Source organism: Flavobacterium sp., from assembly GCF_031423415.1.
Classification (GTDB): Bacteria; Bacteroidota; Bacteroidia; order Flavobacteriales; family Flavobacteriaceae; genus Flavobacterium.
The window spans coordinates 1-21,625 of sequence record NZ_JANPFL010000018.1 but is presented as its reverse complement, the minus strand read 5'-3'; the positions used below and the strand labels follow the sequence as shown (position 1 = coordinate 21,625).

Below are 21,625 nucleotides of genomic sequence, written 5' to 3'. Positions count from 1 at the left end.
TAGCGAGTTTGGTATGATTAACATTAAAAAATTATATTCCGAAAGCAGCTCTTGCCCCGCCAACAACAAATATGGCATTTATTCTAGCTTTTTGGCCGTTAGTAAACATATACATTCCTCTGTCGTCAGTATAGTCCATGTAGTTCATGGTCATTTCGTTATGAACTGGTAAACAAGTACTTACATAAGGATATGTAGGTACTCCAAAGTTTGAAGTTTGGGCAACTGGTGTATCGGCAACTAGGTCATTACCGCAAGAGGCATCTCCCCAAATATGGCGCAAGTTCATCCAGTGACCTACTTCGTGTGTACCCGTTCTTCCTAAATTGTAAGGAGCACTTGCAGCACTAGACAAACCAAAATAGTTAGAATCAATTACAACTCCGTCTGTGGCCAACGAACCTCCAGGAAATTGTGCATAACCCAAAATTCCTCCTCCAATAGTACATGCCCAAATGTTTAAAGTGGTGGTAGGTGTTGTTGGATCTAGACCTCCTTTTTTAGTACTTTTCATTGCATCTCTAGTTCCCCAAGGCGTTTTTGTTGTGGCTTTTCTGTTAATTTTCACCAGTTCAAATGTTATATCGATAGCAGCTTTTACCCCAGACCATTCAGCAGGAACACTAGCAAAATCAGGGTTTGTTGCTGTAAAATCTTTGTTTAATACATCAATTTGTGATTGAATTTGTGCATCAGAAATGTTTTCGGCTGTGGTTCGGTATAGCACATTTACTACAACTGGAATCACAATTTTGCCATTTACTAATCTGAAGTTTTTATTCGAAATTCTTTTTTGTGTAAAAGCTTCGATTTTATTCATTCTAAGAGCGAGTTTTGGATCAGCTGCTAGTTGTTCGTTGAGAACATCTTGCGAAGCACAAATTCTGTGGGTAACCGCATTTGTTATAGGAGTTGCTGCATCAGTAGCATCATTTTGACAAGAAAAAAGCAACATGGTTGCTACCGCAGATAAAAGAATTTTTTTCATAGTAGAATTTGTTAAAATTTAAGATTTATGTTTAATCTTTGACAATTTTATAACAAATTTATTAAAAATGCAAATTTTTTCATAAACAATCTACTTTTAGATTGATGTAATTGCAGAAATCCTTACAAAGGAATGTTTTTTTAAATTACCTATTGTGGTATTAATTATTGAAAATGTAATTCAGGATATTGGCTCCCATTTTTAAAGCTTTTTCGCGAACTTCTAAAGGATCATTGTTTACTTCGGCATCTTCCCAACCATCACCTAAATCACATTCGTAGGTATAAAGTAAGACCAATCTGTTTTCGAAAAAAATGCCAAATGCTTGTGGACGTTTGCCGTCGTGTTCGTGAATTTTTGGCAAACCATTGGCAAACAAATTGGGTTTTTGAAAAAGGAGATGATTCGCTGGAATTTCGACTAAATCAGTAGCAGGGAAAATTTTCTTTATTTCTTTTCGGATGTATTCATTCATTCCGTAATTGTCATCAATATGTAGAAATCCACCTGAAGTCAAATAATTTCTTAGATTGCTTACATCGGCTTCGCTAAAAACTACATTTCCGTGACCAGTCATATGTACAAAAGGATAGGAAAACAAATCAGGACTACTAGGTTCTACAGTCGCAGGTTTGAGTTTTATCTTAGTGTTAATATTGGCATTGCAATATTTTATTAAATTTGGTAATGATGTCGGATTGGCATACCAATCGCCGCCGCCACTGTACTTTACCAAGGCTATTTCTTGGGAAAATGAATTCATTGAAGCAAGTAGAAACAGGTAAAATATTTTTTTCATAAAATTCGAAATTAACTTGTAATTCCCCCTTTGGGGGCTAGGGGGCTTTCATTAAAAAAAACAACACTATGACAAGCTACAATCGCTGCCGTTTCAGTTCTTAATCTTGTGTTCCCCAAAGATACAGGAATGAAATTGTTTTCGGCTGCCAATGAAATTTCTTTTTCTGAGAAATCGCCTTCTGGACCAATGAGCAAGATAACATTTTCGTTTGTTTTCAAAACTGATTTAAGTGTTTTTTTATTGGTTTCTTCGCAATGAGCAATGAGTTGTAACCCTTCGTTTTTGCTTTTAATAAATTCTTTGAAAGTGATAGCTTCGTTCAGTTTTGGAAGAAATAAAACATTCGATTGTTTCATCGCTGTCAATATAATTTTCTCAAAACGTTCTTTGTTTACTACTTTTCGTTCTGAGCGATCACAGATAATTGGCGTGATTTCGTGAATTCCAATTTCGGTAGCTTTTTCTAAAAACCATTCGTAACGGTCATTCATTTTAGTTGGTGCAACAGCTAAATGCAAATGAAATTTTGAAGGTTCTGCCTTTTCGATAGCAAGAATTTTTACTGTGCATTTATTGTCTGAGGCCAATGTAATTTCGGTTTTAAATAGCAAACCTGAACCATTGGTAACAAATAAAATATCAGTATCTTTTTTGCGCAATACCTTGATGATATGTTTGCTTTCTTCCTTATCAAAAGAAAAATTTTCAGTGGTTTCGTCAATAGTTGGATTATAAAATAATTGCATAGTTTAGAATTGAATTCGTGCTTTTGAAACCACAGACGAAGTTTCGAAATTTTGGGATAAAAACTTTTGATAACCTACAATTCCAATCATCGCAGCATTATCGGTAGTGTATTCAAATTTTGGAATATAGCTTTTCCAACCGTATTTGTTTTCGGCTTCTTTTATCGTAGCTCGAATGCCAGAATTGGCAGAAACTCCGCCGCCAATGGCGATTTGTTTGATTCCAGTTGCTGCGACAGCCAATTTCAATTTGTCCATCAAAATTTCGATAATAGTATGTTGAATAGAAGCACAAATATCATTGAGATTTTCATCGATAAAATTTGAATTTTCAAGCTTTTTCTTTTGGATAAAATACAAAATGGCTGTTTTCAATCCTGAAAAGCTGAAGTCCAATCCGGGAACTTTTGGTTTAGTAAAAGCAAAGGCTTTCGGATTTCCAAGTTGGGCATATTTATCCACTAACGGACCGCCAGGATAGGGAAGTCCTAATATTTTAGCACTTTTATCAAAGGCTTCTCCCACAGCATCATCGGTGGTTTCACCAATAATTTCCATATCAAAAAAGTTGTTTACTTTCACAATTTGAGTATGTCCGCCAGAAATCGTCAAAGCCAAAAAGGGAAAAGTAGGTTTGTTAAAACCTTCCTCGTCAATGAAATGTGCCAAAATATGGGCTTGCATATGATTGACAGCAATCAGAGGAATATGTAATGCCAACGACAATGATTTAGCGAAGGAACTTCCTACGAGTAATGAACCCATTAATCCTGGACCTTGAGTAAATGCAATGGCAGAAAGTTGTTCTTTTTTTATGTTTGCTTTGCGTAGCGCTGCATCAATTACGGGAACGATGTTTTGTTGGTGTGCACGAGAGGCCAATTCTGGCACAACACCTCCGTATTGATTGTGTATCAATTGGTTAGCCACTACATTTGACAAAACTATATCATTATGTAAAACCGCTGCTGCAGTATCATCACAAGAACTTTCGATCGCAAGAATAAAAACCTCAGAGTTTTGCATAAAAAGGCACCAATTTTGAATTATATTTGACAATCCGTAATATATATTTTACGGGCGAGCCAAAATTAAAGAATTTTTATCTAAAATGGCTTTCTTTCGTTGTGCAAAATGTAATTTCAGAATAAATTAAAACAGCCAATCGGTATCAAAAAAATTATTAAAATAGTATTGCGTACGATTCTTGCACTCATCTTGCTGGTTTTGATACTTGGTATTGCTTTGACACTGCCATTTGTTCAAACAAAGATTGGGAATTATGTAACGAATACACTCAACGAAAAGTACAAAATTAGCATCAATGTCGAGGAAGTTTCTTTGACGGTTTTTGGTGGAATGAAATTGAAAAATGTTTTGATTCTGGATCATCATAAAGACACCTTAATTTCTGCCAACCGAATAAAAACCAATATTTTAGACTGGAGTAAAATAGTAGATGGCGATTTAATTTTTGGTGATATTGCTGCCGATGGTTTGTATTTTAATATGAAAACCTATAAAAAAGAAAAAGAATCCAATCTTGATAAATTTGTAGCTGCATTTGATTCCAAAACACCACCATCAACAAAAAAATTTCTTTTAACAGCCACCAAAGTAAAAATAACCAATGGACACTACAGTCTTATTGACGAAAACAGAGCTAATCCTACAGATGTTGACTTTACCAAATTAAATATTGCAGCCACTGCTTTGAGAATCTATGGACCTGAGGTAACAACAACCATCAATGCGATGTCTTTTCAGGATCATCGTGGAATATTTGTTAAGGATTTAAGTACAAAATTTACATATACCAAGAAACATATTAAACTTGAAAATCTTGATTTAGTTACCAAAGAATCCAAACTAAAAGGATTGGTGGTGATGAATTACGAAATTGAAGATTTTGCCAATTTTACGGATAAAGTCGAATTTGATATTAGACTCGAAAAGTCAAAGTTGGCATCTAATGATATTCGCAGTTTTTATAATGAATTAGGTAAAGATCAGCTTTTTAAGGTAAAAGGAAGAATCAAAGGACCGCTAAATAATTTGGTGTTGGCAAATTTTAAATTGTCGAATGCTAAAAATTCACAAATAATAGGAACAATCAACTTCAAAAATCTTTTTCCGACTAAAGGGAAAGAATTTTATATGAATGGTAGATTTAACAAACTTTCTACTAGTTACAATGATGTGGTAACTATTTTACCAAATGTTTTAGGGAAAAAATTACCCGTCATTTTGAAAAAATTGGGCATAATTAATCTTAAGGGAAATGCTGAGGTTACTACAACTTCGTTGGATGCCAATTTTATGATGACTTCACAAATAGGAAACGTAAAATCAGATTTGATTATTAATAACATGAATTTCTCAGACAAAGCCACCTATGCCGGAAATGTGGTTTTAGATAATTTTGATATTGGGGCATTGATTGACAGAAAAGACATCGGGAAAGCGAGTTTGAATTTGGATATTGATGGTCAGGGATTTTCTGAAAAATCCTTGAACACTGCTGTGAAAGGAAGTATTGCAAAAATAAACTATAATAATTATACCTACAGTAATTTAGATTTGAACGGAAGTTTTGTGAGAGGTCTTTACAAAGGTCAGGTTATGGCAAATGACCCGAATTTGAAAATGAATTTTGATGGATTGGTAGATTTGAGTAAAAAGAGCAGCCGCTACGATTTTAAAATCAATGTTGATAATGCCGATTTGAAAAAATTAAATTTTATGAAAGATAGTATTTCCAGATTCCAAGGAGATATTATTGTGAATTTGTCAGGAAACACTATTGACAATCTCACTGGGGATGTTTTTATAAATAAAACGACCTATCAAAACGCAAAAGCCACCTATTCTTTTAATGATTTTTATATCAATTCTACTTTTGACCCAAGCGGTGTGCGAACGATTAAGGTAAATTCTCAAGATATTATTGAAGGTGAAATTGTGGGTAAATTTCAATTCAATCAGTTAGAGAAATTAGTGATGAATTCGCTGGGAAGCCTGTATACCAATTTCAAACCCGAGAAAGTAAAAAAAGGACAGTTCCTGAAATTTAATTTCGCCATCTATAATAAAATAATCGAAATCTTTTATCCCGAAATTTCTATTGCGACAAATACCATTGTAAAAGGAAATATCAACTCAGATAATCAGGAATTCAAGTTTAATTTTAATTCACCAAAAGTCACCGCTTCAACGAATACATTCGATAATATCAGAGTTAAAATTGACAATAAAAACCCACTCTACAATGCTTTCATTGAATTAGATAGCATTAAAACTAAACTTTATAAAATACGCGATTTTAGTTTAATAAACGTGACGATGAAAGATACGTTGTTCTTTCGGTCGGAGTTCAAAGGAGGTTCAAAAGGCCAGGATTATTTCAATTTGAATTTATATCACACCATAAATAAGGATAATAATAACGTTGTCGGGATACACAAATCCGAAATCAAACTCAAGGATTATTTGTGGTTTTTGAATGAAAAAGAAACTCCAAACAATCAGATTGTTTTTGATAAATCTTTCCAAAATTTCAATTTTGATAACATTATTTTAACCCACGGAAACCAAGAAATTACTTTTATGGGGGACATAAAAGGGAAAACATACAAAGATTTAAAATTAAGTTTTAAAAATGTCGATTTAAATCAAATTACACCTGCAGATCCCAAATTTGTATTTAACGGAAATATAGACGCCGTCATCAATTACAAGCAAGGTAAATCCGTTTTTCAACCCACAGCATCCATTCAAATCGACAGTTTGAATATTAATAATACGAATTTGGGTAATTTGAATTTTGATATTACTGGAGATGAAACTTTCAAAAAATTTGCAGTAAACTCTTCTATCGAAAATGAAAATGTGGAGTCTTTTGGAGTCAATGGTAAGTTTGAAATTGTAGAAAATAGTACCATTTTAGATTTACAATTGAAATTAGATAAGTTCAATTTAGGAATTTTAGGACCGCTTGGTGGAGATGTGATATCAAACATAAGAGGTTTTGCGACAGGAAATGCTACTATCGGGGGAAATCTCAAAAAGCCCGACATCAACGGGCGGCTTTACGTAGATGATGCTGGTTTGAAAATACCGTATTTAAATGTTGATTATTCCTTAGGTCAAAGAACTGTCGTAGATTTGACAGATGAGAAATTTTTGTTTAAAAATGATGTACTTACCGACACTAAATTTGGCACAAAAGGAAATTTAAACGGAAGTGTTGAGCATCGTAATTTTTCAGATTGGAAGCTGGATTTGACTATTAATTCGAAAAGATTGTTGGTTTTGGACACCCAAGATGCAGAAGACGCAGCATACTATGGCGTTGCATTTATCGATGGTGTTGCAACAATTAAAGGACCAACAAACGCCTTGTTTATAAAGGTTGATGCCAAATCCGAAAAAGGATCATCTTTGAAAATTCCAATTAATAATTCAGATAGTGTGAGCAGTAATGATTTTTTACATTTTTTGACTGCCAAAGAAAAGTTTAACTTTAGAAAAGGAATTGTTGACAATTCCAGAAATTACAAAGGTCTTGAATTGGAATTTGATTTAGACATTACTCCTAATGCCGAAGTGGAAGTTATTTTAGACCGAAATACTGGTCACGGAATGAAAGGAAAAGGAAACGGAACCTTGCTTTTTAAAATTAATACTTTAGGAAAATTCAATATGTGGGGTGATTTTCAGCTGTATGAGGGAACCTACAATTTTAAATATGGTGGTTTGATTGATAAGAAATTTAATGTCAAAAAAGGAGGCTATATTTCCTGGGAAGGAAACCCGATGCGAGCTCGCTTGAACTTGGAAGCCATTTATAAAACAGCTGCAAATCCATCGGTTTTACTAGAAAATTCATCCTATAATAAAAAGATAGATGTGAACGTAGTTATTGGTGTTCGTGGTGATTTGACCAGTCCAGAACCTGACTTTAATTTTGAATTTCCATATGTTAGCAATGTGATGAAATCCGAAATAGAGTATAAATTAAGTGACAAAGAAGTACGACAGACGCAAGCTTTATACTTATTATCTACTGGTGGTTTTCTGAGCTCGGAAGGCGTCAGTCAGTCGGCATTTTCACAAAGTGCTTATGAAACGGCTTCGAGTTTATTGACGGGTATGATAAAATCTAACGACCCAAAATTTCAGGTTAATATTGGTATTATTGGTGCAGATAGGACTACTGGAAGAGAAGCTGATGGTAGATTTGTTGCCTCGATTTCATCAAGAATTAATGAACGTGTAACCATTAACGGGAAAGTTGGAGTTCCTTTTGGAGGAATTACACAAACAGCTGTGGTAGGAGACGTAGAAATTTTGTATCGTGTAAACGACGATGGAACAGTTAACTTACGATTTTTCAATAGAGAAAATGACATTAGTTACATCGGGGAAGGAATTGGTTATACACAAGGAGTTGGTATTTCTTATGAAGTTGATTTTGATACATTCAAAGACCTCGCAAACAAAATATTCAAAAATAATAAAATTGAAAAAACAGTTGATGCAGGTGTTATAGATGATGATTCTAACGTAGCGCCAGAAAAAAAAGATCCATCAAAATCTAATAAACCCAATGCCAAAACGTTATATCCTAACACGGAGGGTAAAGTTCCTGAAGAAGACTAATTCAGCAGGGAAATTTTAGTTATATCTTTTTTAAAATAACGAGTATTGAACATTTAAGCTTCACCTTAAAGCTGAAAAATATTTATTGCACTATTTAACTAACTTATCAACGATAACGTTTGAATTCGCAGTGTTTTACCAATTTATTAGAAACATACCGTCAAATTTGCTGAATGTTTATTAAATTTACGCTTTTAATATTTAAATGATGTCCAAAACAATTAAAAAAGTAGGTGTGTTGACTTCGGGAGGTGATTCTCCTGGGATGAATGCTGCTATACGATCAGTAGTAAGAACATGTGCCTATCATAACATAGAATGCGCAGGAATTTATAGAGGTTACCAAGGAATGATTGAAGGCGATTTTATTCCAATGGGACCAAGAACGGTTCACAATATCATAAACAAAGGAGGAACAATTTTAAAATCAGCTCGTTCCAAAGAGTTTATGACTGTTGAAGGTCGCAAAAAAGCCTACGACCACCTTGTAAATGCAGGAATTGATGGCTTGGTTGTAATAGGTGGTGACGGTAGTTTTACCGGAGCAGAAATTTTTAATAAAGAGTATAAATTTCCTGTGATGGGAATTCCTGGTACAATTGATAATGACATTTTCGGCACCAGTCATACTTTAGGATATGATACGGCGCTAAACACGGTAGTCGAATGCATTGATAAAATTCGCGATACCGCAAGTTCACACAACCGATTATTTTTTGTAGAAGTAATGGGTCGCGATGCTGGACATATTGCTTTGAATGCGGGAATTGGAGGTGGAGCCGAGGAAATTCTTATTCCAGAGGAAGAATTAGGGTTAGAAAGATTGCTCGAATCCCTCAAAAAAAGTAAAGCATCTGGAAAATCATCCAGTATTGTTGTCATCGCCGAGGGAGATAAAATTGGCAAAAATGTGTTCGAATTAAAAGATTATGTCGAAGCTAATTTGCCCGAATATGACATTCGGGTTTCGGTTTTAGGGCACATGCAACGCGGTGGAGCGCCATCTTGCTACGACAGAGTATTAGCAAGTAGATTGGGAGTGAAAGCTGTTGAGAGTTTATTAGAAGGAAAATCCAACTATATGGTAGGAATGATTAACGATAAAGTAGCGATAACGCCATTATTACAAGCCATCAAAGGAAAATCCGAAATAGACAGAGAATTACTAAGAGTTTCGGAAATTATGTCTGTATAAAAGTACGGCTTACGCCAAATAACAATAAATTAATTAATCTGCTTAAAGTAGAAACTTTAAGCCTAAAGCAAACAAAAAATGTCAAAAGTAAAATTAGGAATCAATGGATTCGGTAGAATTGGAAGAATCGTATTTAGAGAATCTTTTAATAGAGAAAATGTAGAAGTAGTAGCAATCAATGATTTGTTAGATGTAGACCATTTGGCTTATTTATTGAAATATGATTCAGTTCACGGTCGTTTTAATGGAACTGTTGAAGTTATAGACGGAAAATTATTCGTAAACGGAAAAAATATTAGAATCACTGCTGAAAGAGATCCTGCTAATTTGAAATGGGACGAACTTGATGTAGATGTTGTTGCTGAATGTACTGGTATTTTTACCACCATTGAAACGGCAAACGCACACATTAAAGGTGGTGCTAAGAAAGTAATTATTTCTGCTCCATCAGCAGATGCTCCAATGTTTGTAATGGGAGTAAATCACGAAACTGCAAAAGCTTCTGATCTTGTTGTTTCTAATGCTTCTTGTACTACAAACTGTTTAGCTCCTTTGGCTAAAGTTATCCATGATAATTTTGGAATTGTAGAAGCGTTGATGACAACAGTTCACGCAACAACTTCAACTCAAATGACAGCTGATGGTCCTTCTAGAAAAGACTGGAGAGGTGGCCGTGCTGCAAGTGTAAATATCATTCCATCATCAACAGGTGCAGCAAAAGCGGTTGGAAAAGTGATTCCTGATTTGAATGGAAAACTAACAGGTATGTCTTTCCGTGTTCCTACTGTTGACGTTTCTGTGGTAGATTTAACTGTAAAAGTAGCCAAAGAAACTTCGTACGAAGAAATTATGGCGGCTTTAAAATTAGCTTCTGAAACTACCATGAAAGGAATTATGGGATTCACAGAAGATGCTGTTGTATCTCAAGATTTTATTTCTGACAAAAGAACATCCATCATTGACTCTACTGCAGGAATTGGTTTGAACTCTACGTTCTTCAAATTGGTTTCTTGGTATGATAACGAATATGGTTATTCAAGCAAATTAATTGACCTTGCGGTACATATCACAAGTTTAAAATAATTATATTTACAAAAAGAAATCCCGTTAGATTCATTTTTAGCGGGATTTTTTTATCTAAACCAATAACCATTTTTTTAGCTTTTAGAAACATACTCTAAAATCTAAAATTAAAAATCTAAAAGTAAAATGAGATTATTAGTAGATAGTGGCTCTACAAAAGCCGATTGGATAGCAATTGATGAGGATGGAAAAATATTGTTTACCACACGAACCTTAGGTTTAAATCCTGAAATCCTTGATGAAGAAGAAATTATTGAGCGATTAAATGATAAATTTGATATTCTACAAAATAAGGATAAAGCCACACATCTTTTCTTTTATGGCGCAGGTTGTGGTACTGACGCAATGAAAATTATGCTTTCGCAAGCTTTTCAAAAATATTTCCAAAATGCAATCGTTGAGGTTCAAGAAGATACGTATGCAGCCGTTTTTGCTACTACTCCAAAAGGGGAAAAAGCCATTGTTAGCATTCTTGGTACAGGTTCAAATTGTAGTTTTTTTGATGGTAAAGAATTGCATCAAAAAGTGCAATCATTAGGGTATATCGTCATGGACGATTGCAGCGGTAATGTTCTTGGTAAAGAATTAATCCGTAAATATTATTTCAATAAAATGCCAAAAGAATTAGCAATAGAATTTGAAAAAGAGTATGATTTAAGTCCGGATTACATCAAGAATAAATTATACAAAGAACCCAATCCTAATGCGTATTTGGCCACTTTTGCAAAGTTCCTCATTCAACATAAAGATCATGAATTTTGTAAAAAAATCATTTTCAAAGGAATGAAATCTTTTATTAAAAACTACATCAAACAATACGATAACTGTAAAGAAGTTCCTGTTCATTTTGTAGGCTCCATCGCTTTTTATCTCAAAGATGAATTGCAATTAATGTTTGATAAATATGAAATGCAACTAGGAAATGTGTTGCGAAGACCAATAGATGGATTAATAGCCTATCACATTTCAGAGAAATAAAATCGCGAACAATAGTGCGACATTTTATCTCGACGCTAGTTTATCCATTACGTAAAACAGTTATAGTGCGTGATTCAAGTTCATACTTATATTCTCTGAATGACTCGGGTATATCATATAAATTCTTTTACAGATAAAGCGGGGAATAATTTTAACTGTTTTTAAAGTAGTACCAATTTAAACTTTTAGGTTAGTATAAACTAATATCAACCAAAAGTTTAATTAAGAATGTGCACTATTCACAAAACAAATCATTTGTTAAAAGAAAACTAAAATTAATATTCATCAATGAAGCATTTTACTTTTAAACCTACTTCCACCTTTCTAATACTTTTTTTTCTAGGGCTAAGTTGTTGCTTTGCGCAAAAAAAATCAAAAAATTCAATTCCGGTTACAGGTTATAAACTTATTTGGCATGACGAATTTAACGGTTCTGTTCTCGATACTTCAATGTGGGCTTTCCGCACTGATGTAAAGCATAGAAGTGTTCAATTAAGAGAAAACGTAAGCCTAAAAGGAGGGATTTTAAAACTTAATTTACGTGAATTGACGCAGCCATTGAAAGGTAAAATGGCTTCAGGTGCTGGGATTGTATCTAAAAAACAATTCAAATATGGTTATTACGAAGTGCGATCTCGTTTAGGAGATAAAATCGACGATGATACAGATGGCCAAGCCGATGAAGGTTGGCATCACTCATTTTGGGCAATGGCAGCATCAATAGATGCTAGGGGAGAAGTTAATACCACCTATCCGGAGAGTCGTAGAACCGAAATTGACTGTTATGAAAATGCAAGTACACACGATCATCTTGCTGAAAGCTCACTCAATAAATTCACACAGCATATTATTATTTGGAAAGCAGATGGTAAAGAATACGGTAGAGTACCAAAAACACCCGCCGACATTACTGCAATACCGCTGTTTGATGCTGGAGTGTGGCATACTTATGGTTTTGAATGGAATGAAAAAACAGTAACATTTTATGTTGACGGTAAAATAACTCATGTTGCTGAATATCCAGCATCCCAGTTTGAGCATGACAACATAAATATTTGGATTACAGCTATTGCAGCAAATTGGACAGGAAAAGACCAAGAAAATAGTTCTGCTGAATATGACTATGTTAGATTTTATTCGAAATAATAAAAAGAAAAGAATTCGTTACTACCACTAGCTACAAGGTGTTTTTTCTTTTATATCTTTTTTTTACTATTCACTTTTCAAGTATGGAATTCCTAATTTGTTATTGAGTACTATATTACTGCAATCATAGAAATTTCTACATTTACATTTTTTGGCAAACCTGCCACCTGAACCGTTTCACGTGCTGGAGCAGTTTTTTCGTCGAAATAGGATCCATAAACGCTGTTTATTGTTCCAAAATCTCCCATATTCATTATGAATATCGTCGATTTTACCACATTTTCAAAGGTCATTCCTGCCGCTGCAAGAACAGCTTTCATATTTTCCATTACTTGTTGGGTTTCGGCTTCAATGTTGGAGATAACCAATTCACCATTTGATGGATTTATAGCAATTTGTCCAGAAGTGTAAAGCGTGTTTCCTATTAGTACTGCTTGGTTGTATGGTCCAATTGGCGCTGGGGCATTTTCGGTAAAAATTATTTTTTTCATAATTAATTTGATTATTTTATTAAAAATTTGAAATCAAAACAAAGCTATCTATTGTTAATACTTCGTTTATCGTATTTTATGTCACTCAAGATTCCCGATTTTATTCCTATAAAGAAACTCCAGTTAGCTTGATTGCCAAAGGGTTGCCAGTTAAAATCCATTCGCCAACTCAACAAATCTCTTTCAAATCGAAGTTGGGTATAAGTAACACCATTTTGAACAAAATCATAACCTGTCGAAACTCCAACCTTCCATTTTGGGGTTAAATCTCCATTGGCAGAAACCATTATTGAATTTCCTGTAATTTTACTTTCCCTATTATTATTGCCGTACGTGAGCGAATACGCAAAAGTCATATCCCAAGGCAAAGTTGAAGCAAAAAACTCGGTAATTTTATCTTTGTCTTCATCGGTTTCTTCATCGTCAAACTGACTCCTTCCTCGAACGTTATCTACGGTATTTCGTCCAAACAAATCGTCATCACGACCACCATTTCGTTCCCCTTCTTTGTTTTTATCTTTTTTATCTTTTTCAGAATCTTTGCTCGAAATAGAATAATTCAAAGTCATATTAGCACTGGTCATTCTAAACAAACTGCCCCCATTATTGATGTTATAAACATTAATTCTAGTTCCCGAATTGTCTATTGCATAAGGGTCTAAAGTAGCTCCAAAGTTCATATTCAATTTGTCTTTAAAGAATTGAGTTCCGCCGCTCACGCGAACTGGAGTCCATGCAAGTGAAGTTTTCCCATTGGCATTGATATCATAACTGGTAGAAAAATTCAAATTATTAAGAAGCATTATTTTTTTGGGTTCTACTTTTGTACTATCAGGATCCGTTATTTTAGCTTCAAACGTATTGCTTAAATCAAAGCCAAGAATATTAGAATTGCTATTTCCCGGAGCCCCAAAAATACCATTTTCGAAGCGAGTATACTCTTTTGTCATTGTTCCGCTGCCATCTGTCGCATAGGTATCGAAATATTTTTCGAAGCTGGGCGTGTAGCCGTAGGAAAGAGAAGGTCGCATCACGTGTCTGATGGATTTTATTTTATTGTCGGGTTTGAAATTGAAGGTTCCATAAATCGTGGTTCCCAAACTACTGGAGAAATTATAGGTTCTGAAAGCATCAAAGCCATTGATGGTTTGGTCTGTTACCTTGCTTTGCTCTTTGTCATAGTTTCTTTGAATGGTTTTTATAGTCCAAACTTCGTTATAATTCATCGCGGTCGAAGCGCTAAAATACTTGAATAATTTAAAATTGGTACTCAAAGGAATACTATGTTGCACGCCCAACTTAGCATTATCAAACATTTCTTTGGAGAAAAACAGGGAATCAGTGGTAACAAAACTGTTTTTTCCCACCAAATTATAAAGTAAATTGATGTTTTTGAAAAACCCTTTTTTCATACCGTCTTTGCCTACAAAAGGATAAATTCGATCTACACTATATTGTAAATCAGGCAAGGTCATTTGGATTTCAGAAGTTTGTGTGTTTTGAGAATGTGTGGCACTCAAAGCCAATCGAGAACCTACAGCACCCTGAAATGATTTACTGTATGAAACCGAAGAACTCAAAGTGTTATTCAAATTTGACCCTACATTGGCCTGATTTATGGACTGTTGAAAGTATTTGCTACTTCCCATATTCACCGATGCAGAAAAGCTTGAATTCGGACTTCCCTTAGAGTCCTTCGAATGAGACCATTGCAGATTGTAAATATTTTGTTTTGCATAGTCAGGATAACCTCTTTCGCTATTAATTAAATTTTCAAATCTAAAGTTTAAGTTTCCTCGGTAGCTGTATCGTTTGGCATAATTGGTTTCAAATCGCATCGCATAACTTCCGTTGGTATAATAATCTCCCAAAACGGTTAAATCATAATTGTCGCTAAGGGCAAAATAGTAGCCGCCATTTTGCAATGAAAATCCTCTAGTATTCGAATCGTTATAACTTGGTAGAAGAAGCCCCGAAACGCTAGTTTCCTTACTCATTGGAAAAAAAGCAAATGGCAAAGCAATAGGAGTGGGAACATTAGCAATCACCATATTAGTTAATCCTGTTACTACTTTTTTGCCAGGAATGATTTTTACTTTATTGGTTTGGAAGTAATATTCTGGATTGTCAACGTCTTTCGAGGTTGTAAAACGAGCCCCTTTTAAGAAATAAACTGAATCATTTTCTTTTTTTGTTAAAACCGCTTTGACTTTAAATTCACCTTGATCGCTTCTTGAATTCCAAATTAGCGCTTTTTTTGATTTGAAATTAAAACGTATCGAATCCGGTTCAACAACATTTGGGCCTTGTTTGAAGTTGGGGAATTGCGATGGTTTTCCTAAAGAATCTTTTATTCGTCCCGCAAGAACTTCGTTTGTTTCATAATTTAAAACTATAATTCCCGCTTTCAATTCGGTATCTTGATAGTACAATTCAGCATTATTGTATAAAGTAATTAGCTTTTTCTTTTGCTCAATTTTCACGTAATCAGTAGCCTTGTATATTACTTTTCCCTCAAGAAGTGCTTTAGGTAGAATGCTATCTTTTTTGATAGTATCTGTTTCCGTTTTTACAATCGCAGTCGATTTTTTTTTATTTTCATCGGTAGTAATTGTAGCGTCTTTTTGTTTATTGGCTGGAATTAATTTCGTTTTTTTTGAAATATCTTGTGAATATATTTTACAAGATCCTATTGTTAGGAAAATTGATAATAAAACGATATGAAATAAGTTTGTATTCAAAGGTTTTAATGCTATTTTTGTAAAATATGGCTTGTTTTTTGATTGGTCAAACTTACATATTAATTTTGGCAAAAATAGTCAAATAATACATTATAGCTTTAGTGTTTTAATTTAATTAACTTTTAGATTTATGTATAAATTTAATAAAATCAAACTCCTATTTATATTTCTCTTCGCTTTTTTTTCAATTCTTACGCACAGTCAAACCGGTATTTTTAAGGTTGCCTTAGATGCTGGTCACGGAGACCACGATTTTGGGGCAGTGTATAGTGGTCGAGTTGAAAAAAATATCAACTTGGCTCTAGTGCTTAAAGTTGGAAAATTATTAGAACAAAATCCCAAAATTGATGTCATTTACACCCGAAAAACAGATGTTTTCATAGATTTAATAGAGAGAGCCAATATCGCTAATAGAGCCGATGCCAATATTTTTGTTTCGATACATTGCAACGCCAACAAAAATACAGCAGCTTCAGGAACCGAAACCTATGTAATGGGGATGAGCAAAGTGGCTTCTAATTTGGAAGCTGCAAAAAAGGAAAACTCTGTAATTACCTTAGAGAAAGATTATAAAGAAAAATATGAAGGTTTCGATCCCAATTCTCCCGAAACAATGATTGGAATGACTTTGATGCAGGAAGAATATTTAGAATATAGTATTTCTCTGGCGGGAAAAATTGAAGATAGATTTGCCGATTTGGGAAAAGATATCAGACACGGCGGCGTAAAACAAGCCCCATTTATGGTACTCCACAAAGCGTATATGCCAAGAGTCCTAGTCGAAACTGGATTTATTTCGAATCCTGTTGAAGGAAATTTATTGAACTCTGAAGAAGGGCAAAACGAAATTTCTCAAGCCATTGCAGATGCTATTGTTAGTTACAAAAGAGAATATTTTGGTGCGGATGCTAGCGACAATGTTAATCAAAGAACGATCAAAAAAGTTATAGAAAAACCTGTAAAAGATACTTCTACAATTGTAAAAAAGCCAGTGGAAAATATTGAAAATAAACTAGTACCAACTACTGACAGTTCAGCAATCATTTTTAAAGTGCAATTATCAGCAAGTGTCAGGAGAGTAGCGTTAATTGCTAGTAATTTTAAAGGTTTACAAAACATAACCATGTCATCGGACGGTAAATTTTTTAAATATATGTATGGCGAAACTATTAATTATGATGAAGCTAAGAAATTATTACAGGAAGCAAAATCCAAAGGATATAATTCCGCTTATTTAATTGCTTTTAAAGATGGCCAAATGATTAGCGTGCAGGATGCACTCAAATAAATTATTAACTTCAAGTTTAACTTATTTATATTAAATTTGCCTAAAATTTTACACTTTGAAATTAACACGAGAAATTAAAACCGCAATACTTGTCATCTCGACAATATTACTATTTATTTGGGGCTACAGTTATCTGAAAGGCAGAGATCTTTTAGATAAATACCGTACGTTTTATGTGCAATATGATAATGTTGAAGGATTGTCTCCATCAGCTTCTGTAACTATCAATGGTTTGATTGTAGGTAAGGTGACCAAAATCACTTTAGACAAAAACACAGGAAAACTTGTGGTTCAATTGCAATTAAAAACTGATTTTCCTATCTCTAAAACCAGCACAGCAGTGATTTATAAACCAGGCTTTATTGATGGAAAACAAATTGCGATTCATCCAAATCTTCAAGACAAGTCTGAAAGCGCCGATGGTCAGTTTTTAATTGGTAGATCTGATTTGGATTTAACTGAAGCGCTAAAACAACAGTTGCTGCCACTGCAAGAAAAATTCGAAAAAGTAATGCGCAACGCTAATGATTTATTGGTAGGCATCAACAATGTTTTAGACACTGAAGGGCAAGAAGATTTAAAGAAAAGTTTGGCTGAATTAAGCCAGACGATGGAACAATTTCACAAAGCCTCTTCGAGTATCAACACTATTTTGGACGTAAATAAAGGACAAATAAACGGTGCTGTTAGTAATTTCAATAAGATGTCAAGCAATTTTTCTAAAATTTCGGATTCCTTAGACAAAGCCGATTTAGGAAAAACTGTCGTCAATCTACAAAAAACCCTAGAAAAAGTAGATAAAATGATGGCAAACCTTCAAGAAGGCAAAGGCACGATGGGCAAGTTAATAAACGATGAAGGGTTGTACAATAATTTAGAAAAAACGTCAAAAGAGCTAGAATTATTATTAGAAGATGTACGACTTCACCCAACTCGTTATGTAAACGTATCCCTTTTCGGAAAGAAAAACAAACCTTATATTACAACAGTAAAAGATACAGTTTCCAAATAAAAAACGCGCAATTATGGGTTATTTAGATTCTATTTTATTCGCAATTCTGCTGATTGTAGGCTTTGGTTATTTTTTTACTAACATTAAAAAAATTGTCAGAAACATCAATCTTGGAACCGATGTGAATCGCAAAGACAATTCAAAAGCTCGTTGGCGCAATATGGCGATGATTGCTCTCGGACAATCCAAAATGGTGAAACGGCCGATTGCAGGAATCCTTCACATTATTGTTTACGTCGGTTTCATCATCATCAATATCGAATTATTAGAAATAATTATTGATGGTTTGTTTGGAACGCATCGAATTTTTGCCTTTTTAGGGACTTCCTATAATGTGTTAATTGCATCCTTCGAAATTTTGGCATTATTGGTTTTAGTTGCCGTATTTGCTTTCTGGACAAGAAGAAATGTCATCAAATTAAAACGTTTTGTTAGCAAAGATTTAACAGGCTTCCCTAAAAAAGACGCGAATTACATTCTTTATTTTGAAGTGGTTATAATGTCATTATTTTTACTAATGAACGCTTCCGATTTGCATTTGCAAAATATTCCCGGAGGTTTTTCACATTTCATCAAAGCAGGTTCTTTCCCCGTAAGTCAATTCATCGAACCTCTATTCAATGGCGTTTCTAGCGAATTGGTAATGCTTCTGAACGAATTATTTTGGTGGTTGCACATCATCGGGATTTTGATCTTCATGAATTATCTGTATTATTCAAAACACCTTCATATTCTGTTGGCTTTCCCAAACACCTATTTTGCCGATTTAAATCCAAAAGGACAACTTTCTAATTTGGCATCCGTAACCAATGAAGTAAAACTCATGATGGATCCCAACGCAGATCCGTATGCTGCAACTCCTGAAAATGGTGTTCCGTCCAAATTCGGAGCCAGCGACGTTCAGGATTTGAAATGGGTGCAGTTATTAAATGCCTACACCTGTACCGAATGTGGTCGTTGTACATCGGCTTGTCCTGCGAACATCACCGGCAAGAAATTATCGCCTCGTAAAATTATGATGGATACGAGAGACCGAATCGAAGAAGTAGGTAAAAATATCGATGCCAATAAAGGAATTTTCATTCCCGACAACAAAACATTGTTAAACGATTACATCACTCCCGAAGAATTGTGGGCTTGTACATCCTGCAATGCTTGCGTCGAAGAATGTCCGGTAAACATCAGTCCGCTTTCGATTATTGTCGATTTGAGACGGTATTTGGTGATGGAGCAAAGCGCTGCACCAACATCATTAAATGCTATGATGACCAATATCGAAAACAACGGAGCGCCATGGCAATACAACCAGCAAGATCGCTTGAATTGGAAGAATGAATAGAATTTTTTGGGCGTGACCCTCAAGATTGCTTCGTGCCTAGCAATTTCGGGTCGGGCTGTACGTTCCCGCTTCCCGATGAAAAATCGGGAGAGCTCCACGTCCATCCCTCACGCGGAGGAAATATAAATTAGTACACAATAACACAATCACTTCTCGGCTCCCTCTCCTTCGGAGAGGGCTGGGGTGAGGAAAAAGAATAATTATGTCAGAAGTTTTAATAGTACCTACAATGGCCGAAATGCTATCTCAAGGCAAGCAACCCGAAGTTTTGTTTTGGGTAGGTTGTGCCGGAAGTTTTGATGATAGAGCCAAAAAAATCACAAAGGCATTTGTCCGAATTTTGAATCGTGCCAATGTTCCCTTTGCAGTTCTCGGAACCGAAGAAAGTTGTTCTGGCGATCCTGCAAAGCGAGCCGGAAACGAGTTCTTGTTTCAAATGCAAGCGATGACAAACATCGAGGTTTTGAATGCCTATGAAGTAAAAAAAATCGTAACGGCTTGTCCGCATTGTTTTAATACAATCAAAAACGAATACCCTGAACTAGGCGGAAAATATGAAGTTTTGCATCATACCGAATTCCTGAAATCCTTGCTAGATGATGGAAGATTAACCATCGAAGGCGGACAATTCAAAGGAAAACGAATCACGTTTCACGATCCTTGCTATTTAGGAAGAGCCAATAATATCTATGAAGCTCCTAGAGATTTAATTCAAAAACTGGATGCTGAATTAGTCGAAATGAAACGCTCTCGTGCAAACGGATTGTGCTGTGGAGCAGGTGGAGCACAAATGTTTAAAGATGCAGAACCGGGCAACAAAGAAGTAAACATCGAAAGAACCGAAGATGCCCTTGAAACCAAACCCGATATTATTGCCGCTGGTTGTCCTTTTTGCAACACGATGATGACTGACGGAATAAAAAACAAAGAAAAAGAAGGCGAAGTAAAAGTAATTGACATCGCAGAATTAATTGCCAATGCAATGGATTTGTAAAATCAATTACGAATTAAAAATTACGAATTTTGGGATTCCAAACAGTAATTCATAACTCATAATTCATAACTCATAATTATTATGCTTATACCTTTCGAAAATTTACCATTAGAATCCAAAATCTGGATTTACCAATCCAACAGAAAATTTTCGGATGCAGAATTCTCCGAAATAGAAACAAATGTAATTTCCTTTCTTGAAAAATGGGAAGCCCACAGCGTGGGTCTTGAATGTTCCTATCAACTGAAGTACAACCGATTTATAATTATTGCTGTAAATCAGGAAGTGCAAGCTGCGACAGGTTGTTCTATTGATAAGTCGGTTCAGTTTATTCAAAATTTAGAACAAAAATACAATGTAGATTTGCTCGATAAAATGAATGTTACGTTCAAAAATGGCGAACATATTGCACACAAAACTTTAATCGATTTCAAGAAAATGGCCAAAGAAAAAGCCGTCAACGAAAATACCATCGTTTTCAATAATCTCGTTAACAATATCGAAGAATACAACGAATCTTGGGAAGTACCTGCTATGGATAGTTGGCACAGTCGTTTTTTTTAATGGATTGAATAGTTGGTTTTAAATAATAGTGACCAAAATTGAATTTTAGTAGTACAGTAACCTAGTGAAAATTCTTAACTTTATACTATCGATATATATAATAGCACTTTCGTGTTTGCCTTGCGCAGATATGGAGCAGGATGTAACGTTTGCTAATAGTACTATTAATCGTCAATCAAATCATCATCAGGACAATGATTTTTGTTCTCCTTTTTGTGTTTGTAGCTGCTGTAGTAGTCAAATTTTTGTTTACAACTCCACTTACAATTTCAATTTTAGTACAGTCAAAACTCTAATTGACAAAACAATTCCAGAATACCAATCAATACGTACTTGTAATTACTTCGGGAGCATTTGGCAACCACCTCAAATAGCATAAGGAAGCCCGTCCGATAGCTGTCGGGATTCGGGTTATAGAGTTGTGGATTTTCCACAGTATTCAACGGGCATTAGTGCCTAATTAGTCATTCCTTAAAAATGAATTAACAATTTGATTGTTAATAACTTGTGATTAAATTCAGTTGAAAACAGTACTTTTAAATCGCCAAAAAGTGTATATTTCGGTATAAAAAAGTGGCAATATGTTAGGCAAAATAA

The 21,625-nt window shown here is 34.7% G+C and carries 17 protein-coding genes; 11 read left to right on the top strand and 6 right to left on the bottom strand.

Features of this window, described 5'->3' with window-relative positions:
• Positions 1–31 precede the first annotated feature (31 nt).
• From RMO83_RS02235 to tsaD, 4 genes are all read right to left on the bottom strand, one after another.
• Entirely contained in the window at positions 32–988 is a 957-nt protein-coding gene (locus RMO83_RS02235; RefSeq protein ID WP_310558043.1) for a zinc metalloprotease, read from the bottom strand.
• Positions 989–1,148: 160 nt separating this feature from the next.
• Positions 1,149–1,787 (bottom strand): DUF4159 domain-containing protein, encoded by a 639-nt coding sequence (locus tag RMO83_RS02230; RefSeq protein WP_310558042.1) that lies wholly within the window; start codon positions 1,785–1,787, stop codon positions 1,149–1,151.
• Positions 1,788–1,798: 11 nt separating this feature from the next.
• Complete coding sequence (locus RMO83_RS02225) at positions 1,799–2,536, bottom strand: 16S rRNA (uracil(1498)-N(3))-methyltransferase (protein ID WP_310558041.1); 738 nt, start codon at positions 2,534–2,536, stop codon at positions 1,799–1,801.
• 3 nt (positions 2,537–2,539) lie between these two features.
• A complete protein-coding gene (gene tsaD, locus RMO83_RS02220) occupies positions 2,540–3,562 on the bottom strand; it encodes a tRNA (adenosine(37)-N6)-threonylcarbamoyltransferase complex transferase subunit TsaD (RefSeq protein WP_310558040.1) in 1,023 nt (340 codons plus the stop codon).
• A gap of 168 nt (positions 3,563–3,730) precedes the next feature.
• Here tsaD and RMO83_RS02215 point away from each other — a divergent pair, with 168 nt between their 5' ends.
• The 5 genes from RMO83_RS02215 (at position 3,731) to RMO83_RS02195 (ending at position 12,599) form a co-directional block, all read left to right on the top strand.
• Positions 3,731–8,197, top strand: a complete 4,467-nt coding sequence (locus RMO83_RS02215; RefSeq protein ID WP_310558039.1) for a translocation/assembly module TamB domain-containing protein — start codon at positions 3,731–3,733, stop codon at positions 8,195–8,197.
• Between the two features lie 208 nt (positions 8,198–8,405).
• A complete protein-coding gene (gene pfkA / locus RMO83_RS02210) occupies positions 8,406–9,392 on the top strand; it encodes a 6-phosphofructokinase (RefSeq protein WP_310558038.1) in 987 nt (328 codons plus the stop codon).
• A gap of 78 nt (positions 9,393–9,470) precedes the next feature.
• A complete protein-coding gene (gap, locus tag RMO83_RS02205) occupies positions 9,471–10,475 on the top strand; it encodes a type I glyceraldehyde-3-phosphate dehydrogenase (RefSeq protein WP_310558037.1) in 1,005 nt (334 codons plus the stop codon).
• A 126-nt stretch (positions 10,476–10,601) separates the two neighbouring features.
• The gene (locus tag RMO83_RS02200) at positions 10,602–11,453 is read left to right on the top strand and encodes an N-acetylglucosamine kinase (protein ID WP_310558036.1); all 852 of its coding nucleotides are present in this window, start codon (positions 10,602–10,604) and stop codon (positions 11,451–11,453) included.
• Between the two features lie 288 nt (positions 11,454–11,741).
• The gene (locus RMO83_RS02195) at positions 11,742–12,599 is read left to right on the top strand and encodes a glycoside hydrolase family 16 protein (RefSeq protein WP_310558035.1); all 858 of its coding nucleotides are present in this window, start codon (positions 11,742–11,744) and stop codon (positions 12,597–12,599) included.
• A gap of 110 nt (positions 12,600–12,709) precedes the next feature.
• On the opposite strand, the gene RMO83_RS02190 is transcribed toward RMO83_RS02195, so the two are convergent.
• Both RMO83_RS02190 and RMO83_RS02185 read right to left on the bottom strand, forming a co-directional pair.
• On the bottom strand, positions 12,710–13,090 hold the full coding sequence (locus tag RMO83_RS02190; protein ID WP_310558034.1) for a RidA family protein: 381 nt from the start codon (positions 13,088–13,090) through the stop codon (positions 12,710–12,712).
• Between the two features lie 44 nt (positions 13,091–13,134).
• Positions 13,135–15,831: a putative LPS assembly protein LptD gene (locus RMO83_RS02185; protein ID WP_310558033.1), complete on the bottom strand. Its 2,697-nt coding sequence runs from the start codon at positions 15,829–15,831 to the stop codon at positions 13,135–13,137.
• A 130-nt stretch (positions 15,832–15,961) separates the two neighbouring features.
• Between RMO83_RS02185 and RMO83_RS02180 the strand changes: the two genes are divergently transcribed.
• From RMO83_RS02180 to RMO83_RS16970, 6 genes are all read left to right on the top strand, one after another.
• Positions 15,962–17,119 carry an N-acetylmuramoyl-L-alanine amidase gene (locus tag RMO83_RS02180; RefSeq protein WP_310558032.1) on the top strand — a complete coding sequence of 386 codons (1,158 nt, stop codon included), beginning with the start codon at positions 15,962–15,964 and terminating at the stop codon, positions 17,117–17,119.
• A gap of 55 nt (positions 17,120–17,174) precedes the next feature.
• Positions 17,175–18,131, top strand: a complete 957-nt coding sequence (locus RMO83_RS02175; RefSeq protein WP_310558031.1) for an MlaD family protein — start codon at positions 17,175–17,177, stop codon at positions 18,129–18,131.
• A gap of 13 nt (positions 18,132–18,144) precedes the next feature.
• Positions 18,145–19,470 (top strand): (Fe-S)-binding protein, encoded by a 1,326-nt coding sequence (locus RMO83_RS02170; protein WP_310558030.1) that lies wholly within the window; start codon positions 18,145–18,147, stop codon positions 19,468–19,470.
• Positions 19,471–19,672: 202 nt separating this feature from the next.
• Positions 19,673–20,464, top strand: a complete 792-nt coding sequence (locus RMO83_RS02165) for a (Fe-S)-binding protein (RefSeq protein WP_310558029.1) — start codon at positions 19,673–19,675, stop codon at positions 20,462–20,464.
• An 81-nt stretch (positions 20,465–20,545) separates the two neighbouring features.
• Positions 20,546–21,028, top strand: coding sequence for an ABC transporter ATPase (locus tag RMO83_RS02160; RefSeq protein ID WP_310558028.1), 483 nt, complete (start codon positions 20,546–20,548; stop codon positions 21,026–21,028).
• A 64-nt stretch (positions 21,029–21,092) separates the two neighbouring features.
• Positions 21,093–21,407, top strand: a complete 315-nt coding sequence (locus tag RMO83_RS16970; protein ID WP_409024994.1) for a DUF6660 family protein — start codon at positions 21,093–21,095, stop codon at positions 21,405–21,407.
• Positions 21,408–21,625 lie beyond the last annotated feature (218 nt).

Excerpts from the sequence above, each read along its gene's own strand:
- RMO83_RS02170 (WP_310558030.1), top strand. The coding sequence starts at position 18,145 with ATGGGTTATTTAGATTCTATTTTATTCGCAATTCTGCTGATTGTAGGC.
- RMO83_RS02195 (WP_310558035.1), top strand. The coding sequence starts at position 11,742 with ATGAAGCATTTTACTTTTAAACCTACTTCCACCTTTCTAATACTTTTT.
- RMO83_RS02180 (WP_310558032.1), top strand. The coding sequence starts at position 15,962 with ATGTATAAATTTAATAAAATCAAACTCCTATTTATATTTCTCTTCGCT.
- gap (WP_310558037.1), top strand. The coding sequence starts at position 9,471 with ATGTCAAAAGTAAAATTAGGAATCAATGGATTCGGTAGAATTGGAAGA.
- RMO83_RS02200 (WP_310558036.1), top strand. The coding sequence starts at position 10,602 with ATGAGATTATTAGTAGATAGTGGCTCTACAAAAGCCGATTGGATAGCA.
- RMO83_RS02235 (WP_310558043.1), bottom strand. The coding sequence starts at position 988 with ATGAAAAAAATTCTTTTATCTGCGGTAGCAACCATGTTGCTTTTTTCT.
- RMO83_RS02190 (WP_310558034.1), bottom strand. The coding sequence starts at position 13,090 with ATGAAAAAAATAATTTTTACCGAAAATGCCCCAGCGCCAATTGGACCA.
- RMO83_RS02230 (WP_310558042.1), bottom strand. The coding sequence starts at position 1,787 with ATGAAAAAAATATTTTACCTGTTTCTACTTGCTTCAATGAATTCATTT.
- RMO83_RS02165 (WP_310558029.1), top strand. The coding sequence starts at position 19,673 with ATGTCAGAAGTTTTAATAGTACCTACAATGGCCGAAATGCTATCTCAA.
- tsaD (WP_310558040.1), bottom strand. The coding sequence starts at position 3,562 with ATGCAAAACTCTGAGGTTTTTATTCTTGCGATCGAAAGTTCTTGTGAT.
- pfkA (WP_310558038.1), top strand. The coding sequence starts at position 8,406 with ATGTCCAAAACAATTAAAAAAGTAGGTGTGTTGACTTCGGGAGGTGAT.
- RMO83_RS02160 (WP_310558028.1), top strand. The coding sequence starts at position 20,546 with ATGCTTATACCTTTCGAAAATTTACCATTAGAATCCAAAATCTGGATT.
- RMO83_RS02225 (WP_310558041.1), bottom strand. The coding sequence starts at position 2,536 with ATGCAATTATTTTATAATCCAACTATTGACGAAACCACTGAAAATTTT.